Origin of the sequence: Azospirillum sp. ST 5-10 (assembly GCF_051225715.1) — a bacterium.
Classification (GTDB): domain Bacteria; phylum Pseudomonadota; class Alphaproteobacteria; order Azospirillales; family Azospirillaceae; genus Azospirillum.
The window spans coordinates 163,928-187,254 of record NZ_JBPJSP010000001.1; the positions used below are offsets into that span (position 1 = coordinate 163,928).

General features: G+C 72.2%; 21 protein-coding genes. 11 read left to right on the forward strand and 10 right to left on the reverse strand.

Annotated elements, in window-relative coordinates; translation table 11 throughout:
* Positions 1-12: 12 nt before the first annotated feature.
* The 3 genes from ACSBPG_RS00825 to ACSBPG_RS00835 form a co-directional block, all read right to left on the reverse strand.
* Positions 13-2,376, reverse strand: a complete 2,364-nt coding sequence (locus ACSBPG_RS00825) for a TonB-dependent siderophore receptor (RefSeq protein WP_435535189.1) — start codon at positions 2,374-2,376, stop codon at positions 13-15.
* 239 nt (positions 2,377-2,615) lie between these two features.
* Positions 2,616-3,563 (reverse strand): FecR family protein, encoded by a 948-nt coding sequence (locus tag ACSBPG_RS00830; RefSeq protein WP_435535190.1) that lies wholly within the window; start codon positions 3,561-3,563, stop codon positions 2,616-2,618.
* Between the two features lie 81 nt (positions 3,564-3,644).
* Entirely contained in the window at positions 3,645-4,166 is a 522-nt protein-coding gene (locus tag ACSBPG_RS00835) for an RNA polymerase sigma factor (protein ID WP_435535191.1), read from the reverse strand.
* A 348-nt stretch (positions 4,167-4,514) separates the two neighbouring features.
* Here ACSBPG_RS00835 and ACSBPG_RS00840 point away from each other — a divergent pair, with 348 nt between their 5' ends.
* The 6 genes from ACSBPG_RS00840 (at position 4,515) to ACSBPG_RS00865 (ending at position 11,753) form a co-directional block, all read left to right on the forward strand.
* A complete protein-coding gene (locus ACSBPG_RS00840) occupies positions 4,515-5,384 on the forward strand; it encodes a FadR/GntR family transcriptional regulator (protein WP_435535192.1) in 870 nt (289 codons plus the stop codon).
* A gap of 4 nt (positions 5,385-5,388) precedes the next feature.
* Positions 5,389-6,414 carry a TRAP transporter substrate-binding protein gene (locus ACSBPG_RS00845; protein WP_435535193.1) on the forward strand — a complete coding sequence of 342 codons (1,026 nt, stop codon included), beginning with the start codon at positions 5,389-5,391 and terminating at the stop codon, positions 6,412-6,414.
* Between the two features lie 113 nt (positions 6,415-6,527).
* Positions 6,528-7,124 carry a TRAP transporter small permease subunit gene (locus tag ACSBPG_RS00850; protein WP_435535194.1) on the forward strand — a complete coding sequence of 199 codons (597 nt, stop codon included), beginning with the start codon at positions 6,528-6,530 and terminating at the stop codon, positions 7,122-7,124.
* Positions 7,125-7,128: 4 nt separating this feature from the next.
* Entirely contained in the window at positions 7,129-8,457 is a 1,329-nt protein-coding gene (locus ACSBPG_RS00855) for a TRAP transporter large permease (RefSeq protein ID WP_435535195.1), read from the forward strand.
* A gap of 12 nt (positions 8,458-8,469) precedes the next feature.
* The gene (dgoD, locus tag ACSBPG_RS00860; protein WP_435535196.1) at positions 8,470-9,618 is read left to right on the forward strand and encodes a galactonate dehydratase; all 1,149 of its coding nucleotides are present in this window, start codon (positions 8,470-8,472) and stop codon (positions 9,616-9,618) included.
* Positions 9,612-11,753 (forward strand): dihydroxy-acid dehydratase domain-containing protein, encoded by a 2,142-nt coding sequence (locus tag ACSBPG_RS00865; RefSeq protein WP_435535197.1) that lies wholly within the window; start codon positions 9,612-9,614, stop codon positions 11,751-11,753. The genes dgoD and ACSBPG_RS00865 overlap by 7 nt, the downstream gene beginning before the upstream one ends.
* Positions 11,754-11,766: 13 nt before the next feature.
* On the opposite strand, the gene ACSBPG_RS00870 is transcribed toward ACSBPG_RS00865, so the two are convergent.
* Complete coding sequence (locus ACSBPG_RS00870; protein WP_435535198.1) at positions 11,767-12,705, reverse strand: phosphotransferase; 939 nt, start codon at positions 12,703-12,705, stop codon at positions 11,767-11,769.
* A 236-nt stretch (positions 12,706-12,941) separates the two neighbouring features.
* On the opposite strand from ACSBPG_RS00870, the gene ACSBPG_RS00875 reads away from it, so the two are divergent.
* From ACSBPG_RS00875 to ACSBPG_RS00885, 3 genes are read left to right on the forward strand one after another with little or no spacing between them, the layout of a single operon-like run.
* On the forward strand, positions 12,942-13,991 hold the full coding sequence (locus ACSBPG_RS00875) for an ABC transporter substrate-binding protein (RefSeq protein ID WP_435535199.1): 1,050 nt from the start codon (positions 12,942-12,944) through the stop codon (positions 13,989-13,991).
* Positions 13,988-15,007: a FecCD family ABC transporter permease gene (locus ACSBPG_RS00880; RefSeq protein ID WP_435535200.1), complete on the forward strand. Its 1,020-nt coding sequence runs from the start codon at positions 13,988-13,990 to the stop codon at positions 15,005-15,007. Before ACSBPG_RS00875 ends, ACSBPG_RS00880 begins: the two co-directional genes overlap by 4 nt.
* Positions 15,004-15,801, forward strand: a complete 798-nt coding sequence (locus ACSBPG_RS00885; RefSeq protein WP_435535201.1) for an ABC transporter ATP-binding protein — start codon at positions 15,004-15,006, stop codon at positions 15,799-15,801. The genes ACSBPG_RS00880 and ACSBPG_RS00885 overlap by 4 nt, the downstream gene beginning before the upstream one ends.
* Positions 15,802-16,076: 275 nt before the next feature.
* On the opposite strand, the gene ACSBPG_RS00890 is transcribed toward ACSBPG_RS00885, so the two are convergent.
* The 5 genes from ACSBPG_RS00890 to ACSBPG_RS00910 all read right to left on the reverse strand — a co-directional run bounded on the left by ACSBPG_RS00890 (position 16,077) and on the right by ACSBPG_RS00910 (position 20,516).
* A complete protein-coding gene (locus tag ACSBPG_RS00890; RefSeq protein WP_435535202.1) occupies positions 16,077-16,964 on the reverse strand; it encodes an RNA polymerase factor sigma-32 in 888 nt (295 codons plus the stop codon).
* A 331-nt stretch (positions 16,965-17,295) separates the two neighbouring features.
* The gene (locus tag ACSBPG_RS00895) at positions 17,296-18,114 is read right to left on the reverse strand and encodes a hypothetical protein (protein WP_435535203.1); all 819 of its coding nucleotides are present in this window, start codon (positions 18,112-18,114) and stop codon (positions 17,296-17,298) included.
* Between the two features lie 146 nt (positions 18,115-18,260).
* Positions 18,261-18,761 (reverse strand): CarD family transcriptional regulator, encoded by a 501-nt coding sequence (locus ACSBPG_RS00900; RefSeq protein WP_435535204.1) that lies wholly within the window; start codon positions 18,759-18,761, stop codon positions 18,261-18,263.
* A 359-nt stretch (positions 18,762-19,120) separates the two neighbouring features.
* Positions 19,121-19,459, reverse strand: a complete 339-nt coding sequence (fdxA, locus tag ACSBPG_RS00905; RefSeq protein ID WP_435535205.1) for a ferredoxin FdxA — start codon at positions 19,457-19,459, stop codon at positions 19,121-19,123.
* Positions 19,460-19,604: 145 nt separating this feature from the next.
* Positions 19,605-20,516 (reverse strand): LysR substrate-binding domain-containing protein, encoded by a 912-nt coding sequence (locus ACSBPG_RS00910; protein WP_435535206.1) that lies wholly within the window; start codon positions 20,514-20,516, stop codon positions 19,605-19,607.
* A gap of 74 nt (positions 20,517-20,590) precedes the next feature.
* Here ACSBPG_RS00910 and ACSBPG_RS00915 point away from each other — a divergent pair, with 74 nt between their 5' ends.
* A complete protein-coding gene (locus tag ACSBPG_RS00915; RefSeq protein ID WP_435535207.1) occupies positions 20,591-21,835 on the forward strand; it encodes a YbfB/YjiJ family MFS transporter in 1,245 nt (414 codons plus the stop codon).
* 62 nt (positions 21,836-21,897) lie between these two features.
* Positions 21,898-22,494, forward strand: a complete 597-nt coding sequence (locus tag ACSBPG_RS00920) for a DUF938 domain-containing protein (RefSeq protein ID WP_435535208.1) — start codon at positions 21,898-21,900, stop codon at positions 22,492-22,494.
* 9 nt (positions 22,495-22,503) lie between these two features.
* Here ACSBPG_RS00920 and ACSBPG_RS00925 read toward each other — a convergent pair whose 3' ends face one another.
* Positions 22,504-23,256 carry a TerC family protein gene (locus ACSBPG_RS00925; protein ID WP_435535209.1) on the reverse strand — a complete coding sequence of 251 codons (753 nt, stop codon included), beginning with the start codon at positions 23,254-23,256 and terminating at the stop codon, positions 22,504-22,506.
* Positions 23,257-23,327: the final 71 nt, after the last annotated feature.

Consider the following 23,327-nt stretch of genomic DNA (forward strand, 5'->3'; position numbering starts at 1 on the left):
CGGCAGCGTCGCTCAGAATTCCGCGCTCACCGACAGGAGCGCCGTGCGCGGCGCACCGAGCGTGATCATGCCCCAGCTGTTGACGCTCGCCCAGTAGTCCTCACCCAGGACGTTCTGCACGGTCGCCCGAACCGTCACCGGGGTCCGGGCGATCTCGGTGCGGTAGCGCGCGCCGATGTCGAGGGTCGTCCAGGCCGGGATCGACTGGGTGTTGGCGGTATCGACGTACTGGCGGCCGGTGTGGGTGACGGTGCCGACCAGCGTCAACCCAGGCGCGAAGGGGGTGTCCCACTCGGCCGTGAGGTTGGCCTGGACCTCGGCCACGCCGACCGGGGTGTTGCCGCGGGTGGCGGCGCTGCCGGTCTCGGTGAGATCCGCGTCGAGCAGCATGACGCCGCCCAGCAGACGGACGCCCGGCGTCACCTCGCCGAACACCGTCAGCTCCAGGCCGCGGTTGCGCTGCTCGCCGTCGCTGGTGTAGACGCCGCCCGCCAGTTGGCCCGAGGGCTTGGTGATCTGGAAGGCGCCGAAGGTGGCGCCGAAGGTGCCGAAGTCCAGCTTGATGCCCGCCTCGACCTGCTTGGCGACATAGGGGGCCATCGCCTCGCCGGCGTTGACGGCGGTGGTCGGAGCGATGTCGCCCTTGCTCAGCCCCTCGATGTAGTTGGCGTAGAGCGAGACGCGGTCCCACGGCTTGACCACCACCCCGACCATCGGCGTCACGGCATCGTCGTCGTAGGTCGAGGTCACGGCGCCGTCGGCGCCGAAATTGGTGGATTCGATCGTCTGGTATCGCACGCCCAGCGTCAGGTCGACCCGGTCGTTCCAGAACGACAGGGTGTCGGCCAGCGCCACGCCGCGCAGTTCGGTCTCCGAGATCTTCGGACGCGACGCCGGCTCGGCGACGGCGGTCGGGGCGACGATGACCGGCGTGTAGAGGTTGGACCGGATCGGGACGGTCGAATAGACGGCGCCGCGCCGGAAGGTATCCTCGTAGTGCGTGGCCTGCAGGGTGACGCGATGGCCGACGCCGGCGGTGTCGAACGTTCCGCGCACGCCGGTGTCGGCGGTGAGGCGGCTGGTCTTGAACCGCATCGCCGACACGCTGTCCTGGGTGTCGCCGGCGGTGTTCTGGATCTGCGGATAGCCGAACAGGCGGTCCACCTCCGTGGTGCCGCCGCCGACGTCGCCGAACAGGGTGACCGCATCGGTCAGGTCGTACTCGGCTCGGAACAGGACGGAGCGGTCGGTGGCTTCCGACCACTCCCACGGCTGGGTGATGTTGTGCCGCCCGTCGGGTGCGCCGGGTACGGGAACGCCGGCACGGATGAGCAGCTCGCGCGTCGGGGCGTTCATGTCCTCGCGCTGATAGACCAGATCGAGGCTGGCCCGCAGCCGGTCGCCGGCGTAGTCCAGCGCGGCGGCACCGAAGCCGGCGGTGCGCGTCTGATGGTCGAGGGCGGTGTCGCCGTCGTGGTACCCGGCGTTGAGACGGACGCCGAACGCCCCGTTCTCGCCGAAGCGCCGGCCGACGTCGGCGCTGCCGCCCGCCTGTTCCCCCGGCCCGTAGTCGGCGGTGACCCGGGTCACGTCCTCGGCACCGGCCCGCTTCGGCACGATGTTGATGACGCCGCCGACCCCGCTGTTGGGGGCCATGCCGTTGAGCAGCGCCGTCGGCCCCTTCAGCACCTCGATCCGCTCCGCGAAACCGGCCAGGGCGCGGTAGTTGGGGGCGACGCCGTAGACACCGTTGAACGCCATCTCGCCCGAATTTCCGTTGTTCATCGCGAAGCCGCGGATGGAGTAGGAATCGAGCATGCCGTTGCCGCTGCTTTGCGCCCGCACCGACGGATCGTTGCGGATGACGTCGGCGACGGTCTGGGCCTGCTGGTCCTCGATGCGCTCGCGGGTGTAGCTGGTGATGCTGACCGGCGCGTCCATCGCGTCGATGTTGCCGAGGAGGCCGACCTGCCCGCCCCGCGCCACCTGGCCGCCGGCGTAGGCCGGCAACAGCGCGCCGGCGGGCGCCGTCTCTTCGACGCGGACCGGGTCGAGCACGGTGATCCCGGCGGCGGACGGCGCCACCAGCACCGCGGCGTTCTCCTCGGTGAGGCGGTAGGTGATGCCGGTGCCCTGGAGCAGGCGGTCCAGCGCCTCGGTCACGGTCATGGTGCCCTGGACGACGCGCTCCCCGTCGAGGACCGGCAGCTCGGCCGTGTAGGCGATGCGCCAGCCGGTCTTCAGACCGATCGCGGCGATGCCGTCGGCGAGCGAGCGGGTGCGGATGTCGAAGGTGTGACGCGCGTCCCCCGCCTGGACCTGCTGTGCCGCTGCCGGCGTGACGGCCGTCACGACGCACGGACTGACGCCGGCCATCAGGGCCGCGGTGATCGCCGGATGAATCGAACGCCTGAACGGAACCGACGGCATCTCGTCTTGCCCCCTCGCATGTGCCTTGGACCGGCAGGTTTCCCCTGCTCAGCCCGATCAGACGCACGGCGCGGGCGAGTCCTCACATGGGCGGCGGAAAATTCCTTAGAGCAAGATCGCTTTTGGCCGATCCGGCCAAAAGCGATCTTCCTCTAAACATTTGAATTTAGAGTGTGAATCCCACTCTAGTGGACGAGGGTCAGCCAGGGCGACAGGGCGACCACGGTCGAGCCGGCGGCGGCCGCCGCCGTCTCCAGGGACCCCTTCGGATCGGTGAGCGGGAAGGTGCCCGAGACGCGGCGTTCGGCAGCGGCGCCGAGCACGAGGATGCGGCCGGCGACGTGGCGTTCCAGGACGGCCGCCAGATCGGCCAGCGTGATGCCGCGGACGCTCAGGCGGCCGGCGGTCCACGCCAGCGCCGGGGCGACGGAGGCGGGCGCCGACCGGCGGACGGTGCCCGCGGCGACCTCGGCCTGTTCCCCGACCTGCAGGAGGATGCCCTCGTCGGTGGCCGTGCGCACGCGCACCGTCCCCTCCGCGACGCTGACCACCGTGCGGTCGGGAAGCAGGTCGACGCCGAAGCGGGTGCCGACGACCTGCACCCGGGCGTCGCCGGCGGTGACCACGAAGGCGTCACCGTCGCGGTGCCGGACGTCGAAGACGGCCTGCCCGCGCAGCAGTGCGACGGAGCGGTGGCCATCGGCGAAATCGGTGGCGAGCGCGGTGTCGGCCCCGAGATGCAGAAGGGAGCCGTCGGGCAGCGTGGTCACGGTGACGATCCGCCGGTCCGAGACGATGTCCGCCCGCCAGTCCTGCACGACGCCGGGATCGATCACGAACAGAACGGCGACGGCGACGGCCACCGCCGCCGCGGCGCCGAGCCATGACCGCCGGATGGCGCGGACGGTGCGCGGCAGGAGCGCCGGCCGCCCGGCCAGGCGCTGCGCCGGCTCGCCCAGTTGGGCCCAGACCACGCGCATCTGGTCGAACGCCTGCCGGTTCCCCCTGTCGGCGGCAAGCCATGCCTGCAGCCGCGCCTCGTCGTCGCCGGACATGGACCCGCCGGCCCGCTTGGCGAGCCACAGCGCGGCCGCGTCCTTCTGTTCGTCGCTGGGCTGGGGATCGGGTCGCATCACGGTCGGTCGCGTCGTCGCGAGGGTGCCCCTTGCTACCAGATGCCGCCGACGGGCGGCAATCATGCCGGCCGGACTCGGCTACCGCACGTCGTCGCGGTGGAGCGCCAGCCGGTCCTGGCAATGGCGCATCACCCGGGCCAGCTGCTTCTCCACGGCACTCACCGAGATGCCGTAGCGTTCCGCCAGCTTGGCGTTGCTGACCCCTTCCAGGCGGTGGAGGATGAACATCTCCCGCGCGCGCGGCGTCACCTCCATGAGGGCGCGGTCCAAGGCGGACACCGCTTGGCGTGCCTGCACCTGTCCCTCCGGCGGCATGGTCTCGGCGATCCCGATCTGGAAGGGCAGGACTCCGCACAGCGCCTGGTCGCGCGTGCTGGCGCGGCGACGGTGGTCGATCACCGCGTTGCGCAGCGACGCGTACAAGGTCTTGACGTCCGTCTCACCGCCGCGGTGCTGCGGTGTCTCGATCAGGCGCGCATAAACGTCCTGGACCAGCTCCGCGGCGACCTCGCTGTCGCGCACCCGCCGGGTCGCCAGCGCGACGAGGTGGCGCCGATGTTCCTCAAACAGGGCCGCGAGCGTCGAGCGCCAGGAGGTCATGACTGACAGCTTCCGTCGAAAGGCACGGGTCGCGAGGGGGGTGAACACCCGCGCGGGCGGGTCCGCCCGGCACGGGGAGGGGCGGCGCCTCGGCCACGCTATCAAGAGTGATTATCATTTTCAATTGGATCGGCGGCCCGGTCCGACACCGCCGCAACGGCGGCGTCGGGACCGTGCGCGCCGGACGGAACGACCTCCGCCCGGAAGCCGAACGACACCCCGACGTCTCATGTTTGCTTTTGCTGCGACGCAATATTGACTTGGTGCGGTGCAATGTAAGATTTACCTGTACTCTATGTCAGACATAAACTATAAGGACGAGGCAGAGCACGACCAACGGAGGGGGCCATGCCGACACCGCGCCCGGCATCCGCCACGGCCCGCGACCTCGGCACCCGGGTGGCCGAATGGCTGGCGGCGGACCTCTTCTCCGGCCGCTATCAGCCGGGCGAGCTGCTGCCCAAGGAGACCGAGCTGTGCGAGCGTTTCGCCATGAGCCGCCCCTCGGTGCGCTCGGGCCTGCAGATCCTCGCCTCCCTCGGCATCATCCGGCGCATTTCCGGCCACGGCACGGTGGTGGAGGAGTTCCGGGAGTGGAACATCCTCGACCCGCTGGTCACCCGCTGGATGGCCGAGCACGCCGCCCCCAACCCGCAGTTCGTCGCCGGCATCTTCGAGTTCCGCCACGCCACCGAGCCCTACATCTCGGCGCTGGCCGCCCGCAAGGCGACGGCGCGCGACCTGCTGGCGATGGAGGAGTCGTTCCACGGCATGGAGCGCACCATCCGCACCGACCGCACCACCGTGGTCGACGCCCTGGGCCTCACCTTCACCGACCACGACGTGGCGTTCCACGCCGCCATCTACCGCGCCACGCACAACCTGGTGTGGGCGCAGATCGCCCACATCCTGCGGCCGGCCATCACGCTCGTCGTGCGCACCTCCAACGAGACGGCGGAGGAGCTGCGCGACAGCCTGGAGCGCCACCGCCACCTGATGGAGTGCATCCGCCTGCGCCGTCCCGAGGACGCCTTCGACGCCGCGCGCAGCGTGATGGACCGCACCGCCTTCGACCTCGGCCTGGAAGACGTCGGCGCCGCCGACGACCCCCTTCTGGCCCGCTGGAAGCGCACCCTGCTTTCGCCGGGCCCCACTCCGGCGGACGGGATGCTGTTCGCCACCCCCTCAAGCGTCCGAGAAAAGAACCAGGAGGAATAGGCTCATGCTCATGCGTTCCCTCACCCGTGCCGCCGGCCTTGCGCTGGCCGCGACGATCGGCCTCTCGGCCGCGGCCCACGCCGCCGAGTACGAGTGGAAGTTCCAGACCTCGGAGACCGCCGGCGAGCCGCAGTACAAGCTGAAGCAGCAGTGGGCGGACAACGTCGCCACCATGTCCGGCGGCCGCATCAAGATCGACATCCTGCCGACCGGCGCGGTGGTGCCGCACAACCAGACGCTGGAGGCCGTGGGCGCCGGCATCCTCCAGGGCCACCTGACCGACCCCAGCTACTTCTCCGGCAAGAATCCGGCCTTCTCGATGCTGGGCAACCTGGTGGGCGCCTGGGGCGACCCGCTGGAGTTCCTGGAATACATGAACAACGGCGGCGGCGAGGCCCTCTACAACGAGCTGGTCGAGCCCTACGGCGTGCACCTCATCGGCGCCGCCGCCACCGGCCTGGAGTCCTTCCCCTCCAAGCGCCCGATCAAGGCCGTCTCCGACCTCAAGGGCCTGAAGGTCCGCGCCCCCGAGGGCATGGTCTACGACATCTTCTCCAAGGCGGGCGCCGCGCCGGTGAACCTGCCGGGTTCGGAGGTCTACACCGGCCTCGAGAAGGGCGTCATCGACGCCGCCGACTACACCGTGTTCGCCACCAACCAGGCGCAGGGCCTGCACCAGTTCGCCCGCTATCCCGCCTATCCCGGCTTCCACTCCCTGCCGATGGTCGCCGTGTCCATGAACAAGCAGCTCTGGGACGGGCTGCCCGACGACCTCAAGACGATCCTCGCCACCTCGGTCGACGCCCTGGCCTACAACATGGTGTTCGAGCTGAAGAAGCTCGACATCAAGGCCGTCCAGGAGGCGCGCAAGAACCCGGACATCGAGATCATCGACCTCCCCGCGGAGGAGCGTAAGAAGTTCCGCAACATCGCCAAGGAGGAGTGGAAGAACTGGGCCACGAAGAACGAGATGACCCAGAAGATCTACGACTCCGTGACGACGTTCCTCAGCGAACGCAACCTCATGTAGCCGCACCGGCGGGGCGGCGTCCCGGCGGGCCGCCGCCCCGCCCCCCTTCCCAACCGATGACCGGCAATCGTCCGGGGCGCCCCGGCGACGCCCCAGCGGGGGTTTTCTGCGCCATGACGACCAAACCCGACACCATCCCCCCAGACGGCGTGGCCATGGAGCCGCCCGTCGACCGCAGCGGCCAGGACGGCCACGCCCGCGGCGCCCTGGACGCCCTCATCACCGAGGGCGGCCGCGTGCTGGCCTGGCTCGTCCTCGTCGGCGCCGTGATCAGCGTCTACGAGGTCGGCATGCGCTACCTCCTGGACAGCCCGACCTCGTGGGTGCACGAGACGACGGTCTTCCTGATCTCCGTGATTTTCGCGCTGGGCGGCCCCGTCGCCATGGCCCGCGACAAGCACATCCGCGTGCGGCTGATCTACGACGCCGTGCCGCCGCGCTGGCGGCGCTGGCTCGACGTGGCGAACTCGGTGATCACCCTGGTCTTTCTCACCGGCATGACCTACGCCGCCTACGTCATGGTGTGGACGGCCACCCACGCCCCCGGCGGGGCGATCCAGCTCGAACGCTCGGGCACCTCGTGGAACCCGCCCTTCCCGGCCTGGACCAAGGCGATGATCCTGCTCTCGGTCGGCCTGATGCTGGCGCAGACGCTCGTCCACCTGGTGCGCGCCCTGCGCGGCACCGACTACCCCGACGCGGAGGGCTGACGCCATGTGGAATCTCGGCTTCTCGGCGATGGGCATCGAGTGGGGCACCTACGCCCTCGTCGGCGGCATCTTCGGCCTGCTGCTGACCGGACTGCCGCTCGCCTTCGTCACCGGGCTGGTGGCGCTGGTCTTCACCTTCGGCTGGTTCGGGCCGATGGCCCTGCCGCTGGTGACCTCCCGCGTCTACGGCTTCATCACCGAATACTCGCTGGTGGCCGTGCCGATGTTCGTGTTCATGGCGTCGCTGCTCGACCGCTCGGGCATCGCCAAGGACCTCTTCAACGGCATGCGCATCCTCGCCGGCCGGCTGCCCGGCGGTGTCGCGGTGCAGACCCTGGTGGTGGCGTTCTTCCTGGCCGCCATGTCCGGCATCATCGGCGGCGAGATCGTGCTGCTCGGCCTGCTGGCGCTGCCGCAGATGCTGCGCCTCGGCTACGACCGCGACATCTCGATCGGCGTGGTGTGCGCCGGCGGCTCGCTCGGCACGATGATGCCGCCGTCCATCGTGCTCATCATCTACGGGCTGATGGCCAGCGTCTCCATCGCCGACCTGTTCACCGCGGCGATCACGCCGGCGGCGCTGCTGATGTTCTCCTACATGGGCTACGTGCTGTTCCGCACGCTGCGCAACCCGGAGCTGGGCCCGCCGCTGCCGCCGGAGGAGGCGAACATGCCCTTCTCCGAGAAGCTCAAGGCGATGCGCGCCATGGTGCTGCCGGCGCTGATCGCCTTCCTGGTGCTGGGCACCATCTACGGCGGCGTCGCCTCGGTGACGGAAGCGGCGGCGATGGGCGTGCTCGGCGTCTTCATGGCCACCGTGGTGCGCCGCGAGCTGACCTGGCGCCTCGTGCACGAGGCGGTGGTGCAGACCCTCAACACCTGCGGCATGATCATCTGGATCGGCATCGGCGCCGCGGCGCTGGTCGGCGTCTACAACCTGATGGGCGGCAACGCCTTCGTCTCCAACGCCATCCTCGGCCTCGACGCGCCGCCGATCGTCATCATCATGGTGATGATGCTGATCCTGCTGATCCTCGGCCTGTTCCTCGACTGGATCGGCATCGCCATGCTGGCCCTGCCGATCTTCGTGCCGATCGTCATCAAGCTGGGCTACGACCCGATCTGGTTCGGCATCCTGTTCGCCGTCAACATGCAGGTCAGCTTCCTCAGCCCGCCCTTCGGCCCGGCCGCCTTCTACCTCAAGGGCGTGGCGCCGCCGTCGATCACCCTGAAGCACATCTACGGCGCCGTCGCTCCCTTCATCGTCATCCAGATCCTCGTCCTGGCGGCCATCCTGTTCTATCCGCCGATCGCCATGTGGGTGCTGGATTAGGAGTTCCCCGTCATGAAGATCACCAAGCTGACCACCTGGCAGGTGCCGCCGCGCTGGCTGTTCCTGAAGATCGAGACCGACGCCGGCGTCGCCGGCTGGGGCGAGCCGGTGATCGAGGGCCGCGCCGCCACGGTCGAGGCCGCCGTCCACGAGCTGGCCGACCATCTCGTCGGCAAGGACCCGCGGCGCGTCGAGGACATCTGGCAGACCCTCTACCGCGGCGGCTTCTACCGCGGCGGGCCGATCCTGATGAGCGCCATCGCCGGCATCGACCAGGCGCTGTGGGACATCAAGGGCAAGCATCTCGGCGTGCCGGTGCACGAGCTGCTGGGCGGCCGGGTGCGCGACCGCATGCGCATGTACTGCTGGATCGGCGGCGACCGCCCGGCCGACGTCGCCCGCCACGCCCGGGAGGTGGTCGCCAAGGGGTTCACCGCCTTCAAGATGAACGGCACGCCGGAGATGCAGATCGTCGACAGCCACGCCAAGGTGGAGGCGGCGGTGGCCCGCGTCGCCGAGGCGCGGGAGGCGGTCGGCTCCGACGTCGGCATCGCCGTCGACTTCCACGGCCGCGTCCACCGCCCCATGGCCAAGGTGCTGCTGCGCGAGCTGGAGCCGTTCCACCCCCTGTTCGTCGAGGAGCCGGTGCTGCCGGAGCACCTGCACTGCCTGCCCCAGCTCACCGCCGGGCTGGGCTATCCCATCGCCACCGGCGAGCGGCTGTTCAGCCGCTTCGACGTCCGCGCGGTGCTGGAGGCGCGCTGCGTCGACATCCTGCAGCCCGACCTGTCCCACTGCGGCGGCCTCACCGAGGGGCGCAAGATCGCGACCTTGGCCGAGACCTTCGACGTCGCCATCGCCCCCCACTGCCCGCTGGGGCCGCTGGCCCTCGCCGCCTCCCTGCAGCTCGACGCGGTGTCGCACAACGCCTTCATCCAGGAGCAGAGCATGGGCATCCACTACAACCAGGGCAACGACGTGCTCGACTACCTCGTCGACCCGGCCCCGCTCGCCATCGTCGGCGGTTACACCGCCATTCCCAGCGGCCCCGGCCTCGGCGTCGAGATCGACGAGGACTTCGTCGTGGAGCGGGCCAAGGAGGGCCACCGCTGGCGCAACCCGGCGTGGCGCCACGAGGACGGGAGTGTGGCCGAATGGTAGACCGTCCCGCCGCCATCGTCATCGACGAGGCCGCCAACCCCTACCGCGACTGCATCCAGGGGCTGGCCAACGAGCCGATCACCGTCGTCCGCCTGCTGGAGGACGCCGTCCGCGAGGTGCCGGGCGCCGACCCCGGCGACGTGACCATGGCCGAGGTGGTCTCGCGCCTCGTCGCCAACCGGCCGCGGGTCGTCGTCATCGGCGGCTCGCCCGACCACCCCGCCCATCTGCTGGACCGGGCGCACACGCTGATGGCGGCGGTGCGCATCTGGCAGAACGGCGGCGTGCCGTTCGCCTTCTCGGTGCCGGTGATCTGCGACGGCACGGCGCAGAACAACATCGGCCAGAGCTACAGCCTGGCGTCGCGCAACGACACGGCGCGGGCGGTCAACATCAACTTCGAGGGGCACAGCTACCACGCCGCCTACGTGCTGGCGGGCTGCGACAAGAGCCCGAGCGCCGTCCTCTCCGGCCTCGCCGCCGCCGAGGTGGCGCGCCGCCACCGCGGCGACCAGGCGCCGGTGTGGGCGGTGTTCGCCCCCTCCCACGTGCTGAAGGGCGGCACGATCCCCAGGAACGTCCGCGGCGACCTGGAGCGCCTGGCCGAACGGGCGCGCGCCGCCGGCCACGCCGACCTCGCCGGCGACATCGTCGAGAACCTCTCCTACATCCTGCAGTGCTCGTCCGACGAGGCGTTCGCCGGCCAGCTCCGGCGCGCCCGCAACCTCGACCTGGTGGACGCGGCGGAGGAGCGCCGGCTGCTCGACGCGCTGGCCGAGCACACCTGCGACAAGGCCGGCGGCGTGTGCGCCTTCAACGGCACCGGCAACTCCTCGCGCACCCTGCTCGCCGCCTTCGGCCTGACCCCGCCGGAGCTGGAGCTGCTGACCGGCCTGCCCGGCCCCGACGCGGTGGCGCGCGGGGTGGACCGGCTGTTCGCCCTCTTCAACAAGCCCGCGTTCAGCGTCTGCGCGCTCCTCCAGGCGAACTTCGCCAACGCCGTGCGCATCCACAACGCCACCGGCTCGTCCAGCAACATGCTGCTGCACCTGCCCTGCATCATGCGCCATGCCGGCTTCGACGTGACGATCGCCGACTACGCGGCGATCCGCGACACGACGCCGGTGCCGGAGATCTTCGCCCACAGCCTGACCGCCGGGCGCGACACCTTCGTGCTGGCCCAGCAGTTCGCCGCCGGCAAGCACCGCGGCATGGAGAGCCTCTACCGCGTGCTGGCCGACCTCGGCGTCGCCATGGACCTCGACGCGCCGACGGTCACCGGGACGACGTGGCGGCAGCGCGTCGCCGGCCTCGCCACCCCCGTCGATCCGGCGCTGGGCGACGCGGCGGTGATCCGCACCACGCCGGTGCGCCGGCGCTCCGGCGTCGAGGTGCTGAGCGGCAGCTTCTTCGAGAGCTGCGTCGTCAAGGTGTCCGGCATGTCCGACGCCCAGCTCGCCCACTTCGACGACCACGTCTTCGTGGTGCGCGTGTACGAGAACGAGCACCTCTGCAACGCCGACTTCGCCGCCCGCGACCTGGTCGAGCGGCTGGGCGCCACCGACGGCGTCGACGAGGCGCTGCTGCGCGCCGTCGTCGCCCGCAACGGCGGGACCTTCGGCGGCGTGCGCGAGATGCTGGAGGCCAACGCCCTGTCCTTCGCCTTCATCATCGCCGGCCAGGGGCCGATGGCCTACGGCATGCCGGAGATGTTCGCGCCGAGCCAGAACCTGCGCCACCACCGGCTGCTCGAGGCGTCGTCGATCCTGATGACCGACGGGCGCTATTCCGGCGTGACCAAGGGGGCCTGCATCGGCCACGTGACGCCGGAGGCCTTCGCCGGCGGCGGCATCGGCGCGCTGCGCGACGGCGACGTGCTGCGCCTCAGCCTGACCCGGCGCCGCATCGACCTGCTCGACCGCGCCGCCTTCCTGGAGGGCCGCGAGGTCGCCGTCGATCCCACCGCCGACCCGGCGCGCCGGGCGCTTCAGGCCGCCCGCCAGGCCCGGATGGAGGATCGCCGCCTCGACATCGCCGCCTGCAACGTCATGGACGTGGTGTCCGACGCCGCGCGCGGCGTCGTGCCGCTCGCCGTCGACCGCCGGGCGACCCGGAACTGGCGGGAGGTGCCCTGACCGCCGGCGGCGGTCAGGCCGCGTCCCCCGCCACCAGGGCGGCCCATTCGGCGGACAGCCGCTCCCACGGCTTGGCGCGCGCGGCGCGCTCGCCAAGCAGGTGGCAGGCCAGGCCGTCGGCGAAGGTGAAGGCGTCGCCGTGGGCGTCGGCGAACATGCGGCGCGCGCCGTCCTGCACCAGGCGGTGCCTGGTGAAGCGGCGGGCCAGCAAGAGCAGGTCGGAGCCGACGATGTCCTCCCGCGCCATCTCCCAGTCCAGGAAGATCGCCCCGCCGCCGTCGACCGCCAGGTTGGAGACCGAGAGGTCGCCGTGGCACAGGCTGACCGCCACCAGCGGGTTGCGCTCGACCAGCCGCCGGAGGTGGGCGACCAGCGGCAGCGCGCCGTCGGCGTCGCGCAGCGCCGCCGCCGGCATCATTCCGTCCAGCGGCCGGCGGGTCACCCCGTAATGGCGGGCGAGACGGCGCAGCGGCTCGACGATCTCCTGCTCGAACCGGTCGCCGTCGCAGCAGATGGTCCACTGGCGGCCGCGGACCAGGTCCTCGTCCATGAGGAGATAGCCGTCCCGACGGATCACCGTGTCGATCCGCGGGAACCGGATGCCCGAACCGGGCAGGACGTCGCGGCGCACCCGCCTCTCGTTCTCGGTGCCCGGACCATAGCGGCTGTCGATGACCACGACCTTGTAGGAACGGTCGCGCTGCAGGTCGAAGACGCGCAGCCGGAACCCGTCCTCGCTGATCTGCATGGCGTCGGCGGTGGTCGGCAGATGCACCGGGTGGCGCCGGCCGACCAGCCAGAGCTGCAGGATGCGCCGGCGGTTGAAGGCCGGCAGGCCGCTCGGCCGGAAGGTGAAGGCGTTGCGCGTCAGGCGCGGCAGCGCCTTCGTCCCGGCGAGCCGCGCCTTGTGCTGGACGAAGGGCGTTTCACCCGTGGGGTAGAGGGCCTTCAATTCCTGTACAATCGGGAATGCTGAGAACATGGTCGTTTGGGAGGATCGAGGGGTTGGTTAAGGTGTTATTTTTAGGAAGGAATACATGATTTTCCGGAGATCGCTGCAACAAAAACGTCATACTAATTCGTGCGTTCCTCCGACCGGCGCTGCCGCGCCGGCGGGCGCTCGACGGGCCGGGCCGCTTCGGCCTGCCGTCTGGCGGGAAGCGCCGGCGCCGGTATAGACTGCGGCCCATGGGCGCCTCCTTCCTTCCCGGCCGGCTCGCCGCCGCGCTGGCCCTCGGACTGGCCCTGCTGGGCGGGGCGGCGCCGGCCGCTGCCCGCAGCGTCACGGACTCGGCCGGACGCACGGTCACGGTGCCGGACAGCGTCGGCCGCGTCTTCGCCGCCGGGCCCCCCGCGGCGGTGATCCTCTACACGCTGGCCCCCGACCTGCTGGTGGGCTGGCCGCGCGCCCTGCCCGACGCGGCCGCCCCCTTCGTCGCCGAGCGCTACCGTGCGCTGCCGGAAACCGGTCGGCTCGCCGGGCGCGGCGACAGCGCCAACCTGGAGGTGGTGCTGCGCCACCGCCCCGACCTGATCGTCGACTACGGCTCGCTGGCGCCCACCTTCGTGTCGCTGGGGGAGCGGGTGCAGGAGCAGCTCGGCATCCCCTTCGTGCTGATCGACGGCCGGTTCGAGGCGATCCCCGAGGCCTATCGCACCCTGGGCCGCCTGCTCGGCCGCGAGGAGCGGGCCGGGCGGCTGGCCGCCGCCGCCGAGGCGATCCTCGCCGAGCGCGACTCCCTGCTGGCGGCGGTGCCGCCGGCGGAGCGGCCGCGCGTCTATTACGGCCGCGGCCCCGACGGGCTGCAGACCGGCCTGGCGGGCTCCATCAACGTCGAGCTGATCGAACGGGCCGGGGCGGTCAACGTCGCGGCCGGCGCCGGCCGCGGCTCGCTCGCCGACGTGTCGATGGAGCAGGTGCTGGGCTGGGATCCCGACGTCGTCGTCACCATCGACCCCACCTTCTTCCGCGGCGTGCGCGACGACCCGCGCTGGCAGGGCATCCGCGCGGTGCGCGCCGGGCGCATCCATCTCGCCCCCGCCCTGCCCTTCAGCTGGATCGACTTCCCGCCCTCGGTGAACCGCCTCATGGGCGTGCGCTGGCTGGCCCATGCGCTCTATCCCGACCGTGCCGCCGGCGACCTGCGCGCCCAGGCGCGGGACTTCTACGCCCTGTTCTACGGCCACGACCTCGGCGACGCCGACCTCGACGGCCTGCTGGGGGCGGCCCGGCCGTGAGCCCCGGGCGGACCGCCGCCGGGTTGGCGCTGGCGACGGCGGCGCTGGCCGTCCTGGCGCTCGCCGCCTTCACCGTCGGCCAGTTCCCGGTGGCGCCGGCCGACGCCCTGGCGGTGCTGGCGGCGCACCTGACGGGCGCCGCGCACGGCCTGCCGCCGGTGGTCGACACCGTGGTGGTGCAGGTCCGCCTGCCGCGGGTGCTGTCGGCCATGCTGGTGGGGGCGGCGCTGGCGGCGGCCGGCGCCACCTACCAGACGATGTTCCGCAACCCGCTGGTCTCCCCCGACATCCTCGGCGTCTCCTCGGGCGCCGGGCTGGGGGCGGCGCTGGGGATCGTCCTGGCCCTGCCGGCGGCGGCGATCCAGGGCGTGGCCTTCGCCTGCGGGCTGGCGGCGGTGCTGGCGGTGTCGCTGATCGCCCGGCTGGTGCGCGGCAGCCACGACGAGACCCTGGTGCTGGTGCTGGCGGGCGTCGTCGTGGGGTCGCTGCTGGGGGCCGGCATCGCCCTCCTGACCTATCTCGCCGACCCGTACGACCAGCTCCCGGCGATCGCCTTCTGGATGCTGGGCAGCCTCGCCTCGGTCAAGCTGCCGGACCTGCCGTCGTCGCTGCCGGCCATCGTCGCCGGGCTGGTGCCGCTGGCGCTGCTGCGCTGGCGGGTCAACCTGCTGGCGCTCGACGAGGAGGAGGCGCAGGCGCTGGGCGTCCACACCGGCCGGCTGCGGCTGGTGCTGATCGTCGCCGCGACCTTGATGACGGCGGCGGCCGTGTCGATCACCGGCATCGTCGGCTGGGTCGGGCTGATCGTGCCGCACATCGCCCGCCTGCTGGTCGGGCCGGAGTTCTCGCGCCTCCTGCCGGCGGCGGTGCTGATCGGCGCCGCCTACATGCTGGGCGTCGACACCCTGGCGCGCACGGCGGCGCCGGTCGAGCTGCCGCTCGGCGTGCTGAACGCCTTCGTCGGCGCGCCCGCGTTCCTGTGGCTGCTGGCCCGCAGCCGGCGGAGTTGGCGATGACCCTGGCCGCCGAATCCCTGGCCTTCGGCTATCCCGGGAAGCCGGTGGGGGCGGACGTCGGCTTCACCGTCGCGCCGGCCGAGGTGCTGGTCCTGCTCGGTCCCAACGGCAGCGGCAAGACCACCCTGTTCAAGACGCTGCTCGGCCTGCTGCCGCCCCGCGGCGGGCGGGTGCTGGTGGACGGACACCCGCTCGACCGCCTGCGCCCGGCCGACCGGGCGCGGGCGCTGGGCTACGTGCCGCAGGCCTCGGCCGGCACCTTCCCCTTCACCGTGCTGGACACCGTGCTGATGGGCCGCGCCGCCCGCCTCGGCCTGTTCGCCGCCCCGTCGCGCGGCGACCGCGCCGTAGCCCTGGCGGCCCTCGAACGGCTCGGCATCGCCGACCTCGCCGGGGAGCCCTACACCCGCATCAGCGGCGGCCAGCGCCAGCTCGCCCTGTTCGCCCGCGCCCTGGCCCAGGAGGCCCGCTTCCTGGTGATGGACGAGCCGACCGCCAGCCTCGACTTCGGCAACCAGGTGCGGGTGCTGCGCCACGTCCGCGCGCTGGCCCGGTCGGGCATCGGCGTCGTGCTGTCGACCCACGATCCCGGCCACGCCTTCCAGGTCGGGCATCGCGTGGCGCTGCTCCGCGACGGCCGCCTGACGGCGCTCGGCGCCCCGGAGGCGACGATCACGGCGGCCAGCCTGAAGGAGCTTTACGGCGTCGACACCGTGGTCGACGCGGTGTGGGACGCCGCCGGCGGGCGCCGCGTCCACGTCAGCGTGCCGCTGCTCGGCGCGCCCGGCGGCTGAGCCGCCGGCATGGCGGGAGCATGTCCACACAAGCGGGTGAGGTGTGGCGTTGATCCCTCCCTCGCCCCCGGCGGGTGAGGGAGGGGCCCGGCCGGAGGCCGGGAGGGTGGGGGCAAGGTGTTCCTGACCGGGCCGGCGCCCCCGCCACGCATCGTCGGTCTTCGGTATGCCCGCCGGACCTTGCCCCCACCCGGCCCCCCCCCCCGGCGGTGCCGGGGGAGGGCCTAAATCGGTCGGCTCGCGGGATGTCGTACCGCGACGTCCGTCGCCCGGCGTCACGCCTCGGCGAGCAGGTCGGCGTAGCCTTCGACGCGCTTCAGCATGGACTGGCGCAGCTTCATCAGGGCGCGGTGCTCGAGCTGGCGCACCCGTTCCTTGCTGACGCCCAGCTCGCGGCCGAGCTCCTCCAGGGTCGCCCCCTCCTCGCGCAGGCGGCGCTCCTCGATGATGGTGCGCTCGCGCGGCGACAGCTCGCCCAGGGCCTCGGCCAGCCAGTGCGAACGGGTGCCGGCGTCGCGCATGCCGATGACGACGTCCTCCGGGCTCGGCCGCTGGTCGGCCAGGAAGTCCTGCCAGTCGTCGTCGGAGCCGTCGGCGACCGGCGCGTTCAGCGACTGGTCGGCGGCGGACAGGCGCATCTCCATGGCCTCGACCTCGGCGACGTCGACCTGCAGCTCGGTGGCGATCCACTCGCGCCCCTCGCGGGTCATGCCGGTGCCGTTGCCGGCGCTCTCGATGCGGGCGCGCAGGCGGCGCAGGTTGAAGAACAGCGACTTCTGCGCCGCCGTGGTGCCGGTGCGCACGATCGACCAGTTGCGCAGGATGTAGTCCTGCATGGCCGAGCGGATCCACCAGGCGGCGTAGGTGGAGAAGCGCACGTCGCGGTCCGGCTCGAAGCGGCTGGCGGCCTGCATCAGGCCGACGTTGCCCTCCTGCACCAGGTCGCCCATCGGCAGGCCGTAGTTCCGGAAGCGCGCCGCGGTGGCGACGACGAGGCGGGTGTAGGCCCGCACCAGCGTGTGCAGCGACCGCTCGTCGCCGGTGTCGCGCCAGCGGCGCGCCAGGTCGAACTCGTGGTCGCGCGACAGCAGCGGTTCCCGCATCGAAGCCTTGATGAAACTCAGGTTGGCGCGCTGAGTCTCCGGATCGTCGATATAGGCCATCGGCTTGTCCCTTCCTTCCCGTCTCCTCGGCTGCGCATCGCGTCGGCGCGCACGCCCCCGTTTGCGGCCAGACGTTTCGACAACAGCCGGTCTTCCACCCCGTTGCATGCTTTTACGCAGGGGACGGCACGGCGGATCACCGCCGCGCCGGGAAAAGCGGCGGAGCCGGACGCACGCGGGTCACCCGGCGGCGCGGCAAGGGACGGGCCGCGCCGACGCACAGGGCCGGCCCCGGCCGGGGGGAGGTCGGGGGAGACGGGGGGGTCGGCACCCCCTCACATATCCGTGATGGGCGGGACGTCAAGCCCCTCCCCCGGAAGGCCGGGGGCCCTCAGGCCTGGAACAGCTCCAGGAGGTCGCCGGTGGGGGAGACGACGCCGCACACCAGCGGCCCGCCGAAGCCGCAGCCGCCGTCCAAGGTGGCGGTGAAGTCGCCGGCCTGGACGCCCTGGCGGGCGGGATCGTAGCCGCGCACGACGCGGGCGAAGCCGCCGTAGGGACCGTCGATGCGGGCGAAGCCGCTGCCGCCCCACCAGAAGCTGTCGCCCTGGTGGCCGAAGGGCCGGCCGGGGTCGATGCCGGCGTTGACCAGCAGCACCCCGCCGGGTTCCACCGCCTCGGGGCTGCCGGTGAAGGCGGCCCGCCGCAGCGCGCTGAACAGCGTGGCGTGGCCCGGCCGGTCCTGCATGGCGGCGCGCAGCGCCGCCGTCCAGCGGCCGAGCGCGACGTTGCCGCCGCGCGCCGCCGCCACGCCCTGCTCGGCGCTGCCGCCGTAGGCCGCCAGCACCGGCGCCAGCCCCTGGCGCATCATCCAGTCCAGCACCTCACGCGGGTTGGGGGCGAAGTGGAGCTGCAGCAGCTTCTGCCACATCTCCTCCTGGCTGCCGCGGAGATAGACGACGTCCTCGGCCATCAGGCCGCGCATCGCCAGCAGGGAGCGGCGGAAGGCCAGCAGCTCGTCCAGGGTGGCGAGCGCCGCCTCGCCCCAGCCGATCATGTTGCCGAGATAGACGAGCCGGTCGCCGGGCCGGAACTCGGCGGCGATGGCCGCGTGCAGCGCCGCCAGGCGGTCGACCTGGGCATGGACCGCGGCCACCGCCCAGATGCGGCGGGGGCGGCCGAGATCGGCGAATTTCTGCGTGTCCGACATCGGCAAGGGGCGGGTGCGACTCGGCTGTTGCGCGAAGGGCGGTCGGCCGAGTGTATGCGGGGCCCCGCGGCGAAGGAAGGCAAAACGAAGGGGGCGGTGCCGCGGCACCGCCCCCTTCGCCAAAACGTCGCAACGCTGCGGGCCGCTCAGGCGGCCTTCTTGAGAACCTGCTCGAGGCGCTCGGTCGCCTTCAGCTCGTCGATCTTCTCCACCGCGGCGAGCTCGCGGGCCAAGCGCTCCAGCGCCGCCTGGTAGATCTGGCGCTCGCTGTAGGACTGGTCGGACTGGTCGGTGCCGCGGTAGAGGTCGCGCACCACCTCGGCGATCGACACGGGATCGCCGGAATTGATCTTCGCTTCGTATTCCTGCGCCCGCCGGCTCCACATGGTGCGGCGGATGCGCGAGCGTCCCTGCAGCGTCTCCAGCGCGACCTTGATGCGGTCCTTGGTGCTGAGACGGCGCAGCCCCGAGTTCTTGGCCTTGGTCACCGGGACCTTGAGCGTCATGCGCTCCTTTTCGAAGGTGATCGCGTAAAGCTGGATCTCCTGGCCCGCGATGTGGTGGGTCTCGATCCCCTCCACCCGACCGACTCCGTGAGCCGGATAGACGACGAAATCCCCGGCCTCGAACTCAAGCTTGTTCGACATCTTGGTTGGCTCTCTTCTCGCGACCACGCCATTTTGCCGCTCCGGGCCCGCCCTGCCCCGTCGCCCGGGCGAAGCAAAGCCGCCCCGGACGTGCGGAGCGAAAAAGGACCCTGTGACGCCCGGCCATCCGGTGGGAATGACTTCACCACGACGGTCGCGACATCAGGAGTCCCTGTTCGATAGGAGTACCGGCAATGGCGCTGTGGCCGGCCCCGGCGCAGGAGTATAGCGATGTTACGCCGGAGTTACAAAGGTTACGGCCCGGCGGTGGCGCGAAATCGGGCGGATCGGCCGAGAATGGCCGACCCGATCATTTTGCATAGCAACATGCGCGCCGGCCCGGCACCGGCGCGCCGGCCTCACGAGCCGCTGCCCGGCTTGGGGCTGAAGAACTTGTCGAACTTGCCGTCCATGCCCTTGAAGCTGTCGGCGTCGGACGGCGCGTCCTTCTTGCGGGTGATGTTCGGCCACTGGGTGGAGTAGTCGCGGTTCAGCTCCAGCCACTTCTCCGCGGCGCCGTCGGTGTCGGGCAGGATCGCCTCGGCGGGGCATTCCGGTTCGCAGACACCGCAGTCGATGCACTCGTCGGGGTGGATGACGAGCATGTTCTCGCCCTCGTAGAAGCAGTCGACGGGGCAGACCTCGACGCAATCGGTGTACTTGCACTTGATGCAGCCGTCGGTGACGACGTAGGGCATGCTTCGGTCTCCGTGTTCTCGCCGGTGCCGGCGATGGGCGCCGTCCGGATGCCCCCGGGGGACGCGACCGAACTGCGACCGAATCGCAATCAAATCGGGAACGACTCGGAGGAAGCACATCGCGTCGCGTGGGCGGCAGGTTTGCCTAGCATGGCGCGTCGGGCCGCTGCAACCCCATCGCGCGTGTGGGCGCTTCCGACGCAGCGCCGCCGCCGCCGCCCCGCGCCGCCGCCAGGAAGGCGGCGAGCGCACGGCTGCCGACGGCGTCGGCGCGGCGGACGAACGATGTCGGCATGCGGCCTAGGCCGCCGGGCAGCGGCCGCGCCGCCACCATGCCGCGCCACGGCTCGCGCTCGACCACGGCGCGCGGCAGCACCGTCACCCCCATGCCGGCGGCGACGCAGCCGAGGATGGCGTCGAGCGCGCCGAACTCCATCACCCGGTAGGGCACGGCGCCGGTCTCGCGCAGCGCCGACTCGGCGCGCGCCCGGTAGGCGCAGCCGCGCCGGAAGGCCAGCAGGGTGCGCCGCGCCGCCGCCGCGCCGTCCGGCGGCCCGACCAGCACCAGCTCCTCCACGAAGGCCGGTTCGGCCAGCAGCTCGGGGTGGTCGACGGCGCCGCCGACAAACGCCCCGTCGAGTCGGAAGGCCAGCACCTCCGCCAGGAGCTGCTCGCTGGGGCCCGGCACGATCGTCAGCTCGACCCGGGGATGGGCGCGGTGGAAGCGGGCCAGCACCGGCGGCAGCCGCACCGCCGCCGTCGTCTCCATGGAGCCGATGCGCAGGGCCCCGCCATGCTCGGCGACGTCGGCCACGGCGGTGCGCGCCTGCTCGATCAGGTGCAGCACGCGGCCGGCGTAGTCCGCCAGCACGCGGCCGGCCTCGGTCGGCACCATGCCGCGGCTGGCGCGGTGGAACAGCGGCGTCCCCAGCTCCGCCTCGAGGCGCTTGAGACGCGCCGTCACGTTGGACTGCACGCAGTTCAGCGTGCGCGCCGCGGCGCTGACGCTGCCGTCCTCGGCCACCGCCCTGACCACCCTGAGCGCGGGAACGTCCATCGCCGGCCCTCCATCACTTTCAGTGAAGATTATCATTCCAACATTTCATTGGAAATGGGGGAACGGCCGGTGCCATGCTGCGCCGCACGACAATGGGGGCCGCCGGCGGCGGCGCCCCGGACGGCGGGGAGGGCGGTGCGATGGTGCGGGAGCTGGTCGGCGGCGTGCTGATGCTGGCGATCGCCATGGGGGTGGGGCGGTTCGCCTTCACGCCGATCCTGCCGGCCATGCAGGACGCCACCGGGCTGGGCGGCGACGGCGCCGGATTCCTCGCCTCGCTCAACTATCTCGGCTATTTCCTGGGGGCGGTGGCGGCCGGGCTGGTGCCGCGCGGGGCGGCGCGCACCGCGACCTTCCGCGTCTCGCTCGTCGCCAGCCTGGCGACGACCGCGGCCATGGGGCTGACCGACGACCTCGTGGCCTGGTCGGCGCTGCGCTTCGTCGCCGGGCTGGCGAGCGCCGGCGTCTTCATCCTCGGCATCGCCATGGTGCTCGACACCCTGGCGCGCGGCGGCCGCGAGGCGCTGGCCGGCTGGATGTACGCCGGCGTCGGCCTCGGCATCGCCGGCTCCGGCCTGTTCGTGGCGCTGGCCGGCGGCCGCCTCGGCTGGGCCGGCGACTGGCTGGCGCTCGGCGCCCTGTGCACGGCGCTGGCCGTCCCGGTGTGGCGCTGGGTGCACGACCGGGCGGCGCCGGCGCGGACGGCCGGCGCGGCGGCCGCCGGGGGCGGCGGCCTGTCGGCGCCGCTCCTGCTGCTCACCCTCGCCTATTTCCTGGAAGGCGGCGGCTACATCATCACCGGCACCTTCGTGGTCGCGCTGCTCAAGGCCAGCCCCGACACCGCCGCGGTGGGCGAGGCGGCGTGGGTGGTGGCCGGGCTGGCGGCGGTGCCGTCGGGGCCGCTGTGGGCGGCCGTCGGCCGGCGGATCGGCCTGTGGCGGGCGCTGATCGCCGCCCATCTCGTGCAGGCCGTCGGCGTGGCCCTGCCGCTGCTCGGCGGGCCGGTGGCGGGCGTGCTCTCGGCGGCCTGCTTCGGCCTCACCTTCGTCGGCATCGTCGGCGTCTCCTTCACCCTGGGCCGGCGGCTGTCGGGCGGCGCCTCGGCGCGGGTGATCGGCGCCCTCACCGCGGCCTACGGCCTGGGGCAGATCCTGGCGCCGCTGCCGGCCGGGATCGCCGTGGAGCACACCGGCAGCTTCGACGGCGCGCTGGCGGGCGCCGCCGCGGCGGTGGCGCTGGCGGCGCTGTGCCTGGCCGCCGGCATGGCGCTGGCGCGCCGCGGCGACGCCGCGCCCCGCGAGGTGCCGTCCGGCGCCTGACCGCGGGCGTTGCGGCGGCGGCCGAGGCGGGGTAGCGTTCGCGCTCCCGGAAGGAGAGGCCGATGACCGACGCCCGCCGCTCCGCCCCCGCGGCGGAGCGCAACCGCGACCCCATCCTGGACGTCCTGCGGCGCGTGCTGCCCGCCACCGGCCTGGTGCTGGAGGTGGCGAGCGGGACCGGCCAGCACGCCGTCCATTTCGCCGCCGCCCTGCCCGGCCTGGAGTGGCAGCCCAGCGACGCCGACGCGCGGGCGCGGGCCAGCGTCGCCGCCTGGCGGGCCGACGCCGGCCTCGCCAACCTGCGCGAACCGCTCGCCCTCGACGCCGCCGCCGGCTCCTGGCCGGTGGCGCGGGCCGACGCCGTGGTCTGCATCAACATGATCCACATCGCCCCCTGGGCGGCGGCGCAGGGGCTGCTGCGCGGTGCGGCGCGCCTCCTTCCGGAGGGCGCGCCGCTGGTGCTCTACGGCCCGTTCCGCCGCGACGGCCGGCACACCGCCCCCGGCAACGCCGCCTTCGACGCCGACCTGCGGGCGCGCGACCCGGCCTGGGGGGTGCGCGACCTGGGCGAGGTCGCCGCCGCGGCGGCCGGCTTCCGGCTGGGCGAGGTGGTCGAGATGCCGGCCAACAACCTCACCGTGGTGTTCCGCCGGGTGTAGCGCAGCCCCCTACTCCCCGGCCGCCCTCTTGCGCCGCCGCGCGTTGCGGGCCAGCAGGTTGAGCGCCTCGACGCCGGCCGAGAAGGCCATCGCCGCGTAGATGTAGCCCTTCGGCACGTGGTAGCCGAAGCCGTCGGCGATCAGGGTCATGCCGATCATCAGCAGGAAGCCCAGCGCCAGCATGACCACGCTGGGGTTGGCGTGGATGAAGTTGGCCAGCGGCGTCGCCGCCAGCAGCATCACCGTCACCGCGACGACCACCGCCACCACCATGATCGGCACGTGGTCGGTCATGCCCACCGCGGTGATGATGCTGTCGATGGAGAACACCAGGTCGAGCACCAGGATCTGGCCGATGGCCGAGGCGAAGCTGGTGCCGGCCTTGCCGGATTCGAACAGGTCCGGGCCGGGGTCGGGGTCGACGTTGTGGTGGATCTCCTTGGTCGCCTTCCACACCAGGAACAGGCCGCCGGCGATCAGGATCAGGTCGCGCCACGAGAAGCCGTGCCCGAAGGCGGTGAACAGCGGTTCGGTGAGCTGGACGATGATGGCGATGGTGCCGAGCAGCGCCAGGCGCAGGATCAGCGCCAGGCCGATGCCGATGCGGCGCGCCTTGGCGCGCATCTCCTCCGGCAGCTTGTTGGTGAGGATCGAGATGAAGATCAGGTTGTCGATGCCGAGCACCACCTCCATGACGATCAGCGTGGCGAGGGCGGCCCAGGCGGCGGGGTCGACGAGAAGGGCGGAGATGGTCTCCATCATGGGTGCTCGGGGCTCCGGATAGGGGCAGGCGCGTCTGGATATGCGCCGGCACTCCGGGCGGCGCAACCACG

Coding starts and splice junctions, on each gene's coding strand:
- ACSBPG_RS00825 (WP_435535189.1), bottom strand. CDS start 2,376: ATGGCCGGCGTCAGTCCGTGCGTCGTGACGGCCGTCACGCCGGCAGCG.
- ACSBPG_RS00830 (WP_435535190.1), bottom strand. CDS start 3,563: ATGCGACCCGATCCCCAGCCCAGCGACGAACAGAAGGACGCGGCCGCG.
- ACSBPG_RS00835 (WP_435535191.1), bottom strand. CDS start 4,166: ATGACCTCCTGGCGCTCGACGCTCGCGGCCCTGTTTGAGGAACATCGG.
- ACSBPG_RS00840 (WP_435535192.1), top strand. CDS start 4,515: ATGCCGACACCGCGCCCGGCATCCGCCACGGCCCGCGACCTCGGCACC.
- ACSBPG_RS00845 (WP_435535193.1), top strand. CDS start 5,389: ATGCTCATGCGTTCCCTCACCCGTGCCGCCGGCCTTGCGCTGGCCGCG.
- ACSBPG_RS00850 (WP_435535194.1), top strand. CDS start 6,528: ATGACGACCAAACCCGACACCATCCCCCCAGACGGCGTGGCCATGGAG.
- ACSBPG_RS00855 (WP_435535195.1), top strand. CDS start 7,129: ATGTGGAATCTCGGCTTCTCGGCGATGGGCATCGAGTGGGGCACCTAC.
- dgoD (WP_435535196.1), top strand. CDS start 8,470: ATGAAGATCACCAAGCTGACCACCTGGCAGGTGCCGCCGCGCTGGCTG.
- ACSBPG_RS00865 (WP_435535197.1), top strand. CDS start 9,612: ATGGTAGACCGTCCCGCCGCCATCGTCATCGACGAGGCCGCCAACCCC.
- ACSBPG_RS00875 (WP_435535199.1), top strand. CDS start 12,942: ATGGGCGCCTCCTTCCTTCCCGGCCGGCTCGCCGCCGCGCTGGCCCTC.
- ACSBPG_RS00885 (WP_435535201.1), top strand. CDS start 15,004: ATGACCCTGGCCGCCGAATCCCTGGCCTTCGGCTATCCCGGGAAGCCG.
- ACSBPG_RS00890 (WP_435535202.1), bottom strand. CDS start 16,964: ATGGCCTATATCGACGATCCGGAGACTCAGCGCGCCAACCTGAGTTTC.
- ACSBPG_RS00895 (WP_435535203.1), bottom strand. CDS start 18,114: ATGTCGGACACGCAGAAATTCGCCGATCTCGGCCGCCCCCGCCGCATC.
- ACSBPG_RS00900 (WP_435535204.1), bottom strand. CDS start 18,761: ATGTCGAACAAGCTTGAGTTCGAGGCCGGGGATTTCGTCGTCTATCCG.
- fdxA (WP_435535205.1), bottom strand. CDS start 19,459: ATGCCCTACGTCGTCACCGACGGCTGCATCAAGTGCAAGTACACCGAT.
- ACSBPG_RS00910 (WP_435535206.1), bottom strand. CDS start 20,516: ATGGACGTTCCCGCGCTCAGGGTGGTCAGGGCGGTGGCCGAGGACGGC.
- ACSBPG_RS00915 (WP_435535207.1), top strand. CDS start 20,591: ATGCTGCGCCGCACGACAATGGGGGCCGCCGGCGGCGGCGCCCCGGAC.
- ACSBPG_RS00920 (WP_435535208.1), top strand. CDS start 21,898: ATGACCGACGCCCGCCGCTCCGCCCCCGCGGCGGAGCGCAACCGCGAC.
- ACSBPG_RS00925 (WP_435535209.1), bottom strand. CDS start 23,256: ATGATGGAGACCATCTCCGCCCTTCTCGTCGACCCCGCCGCCTGGGCC.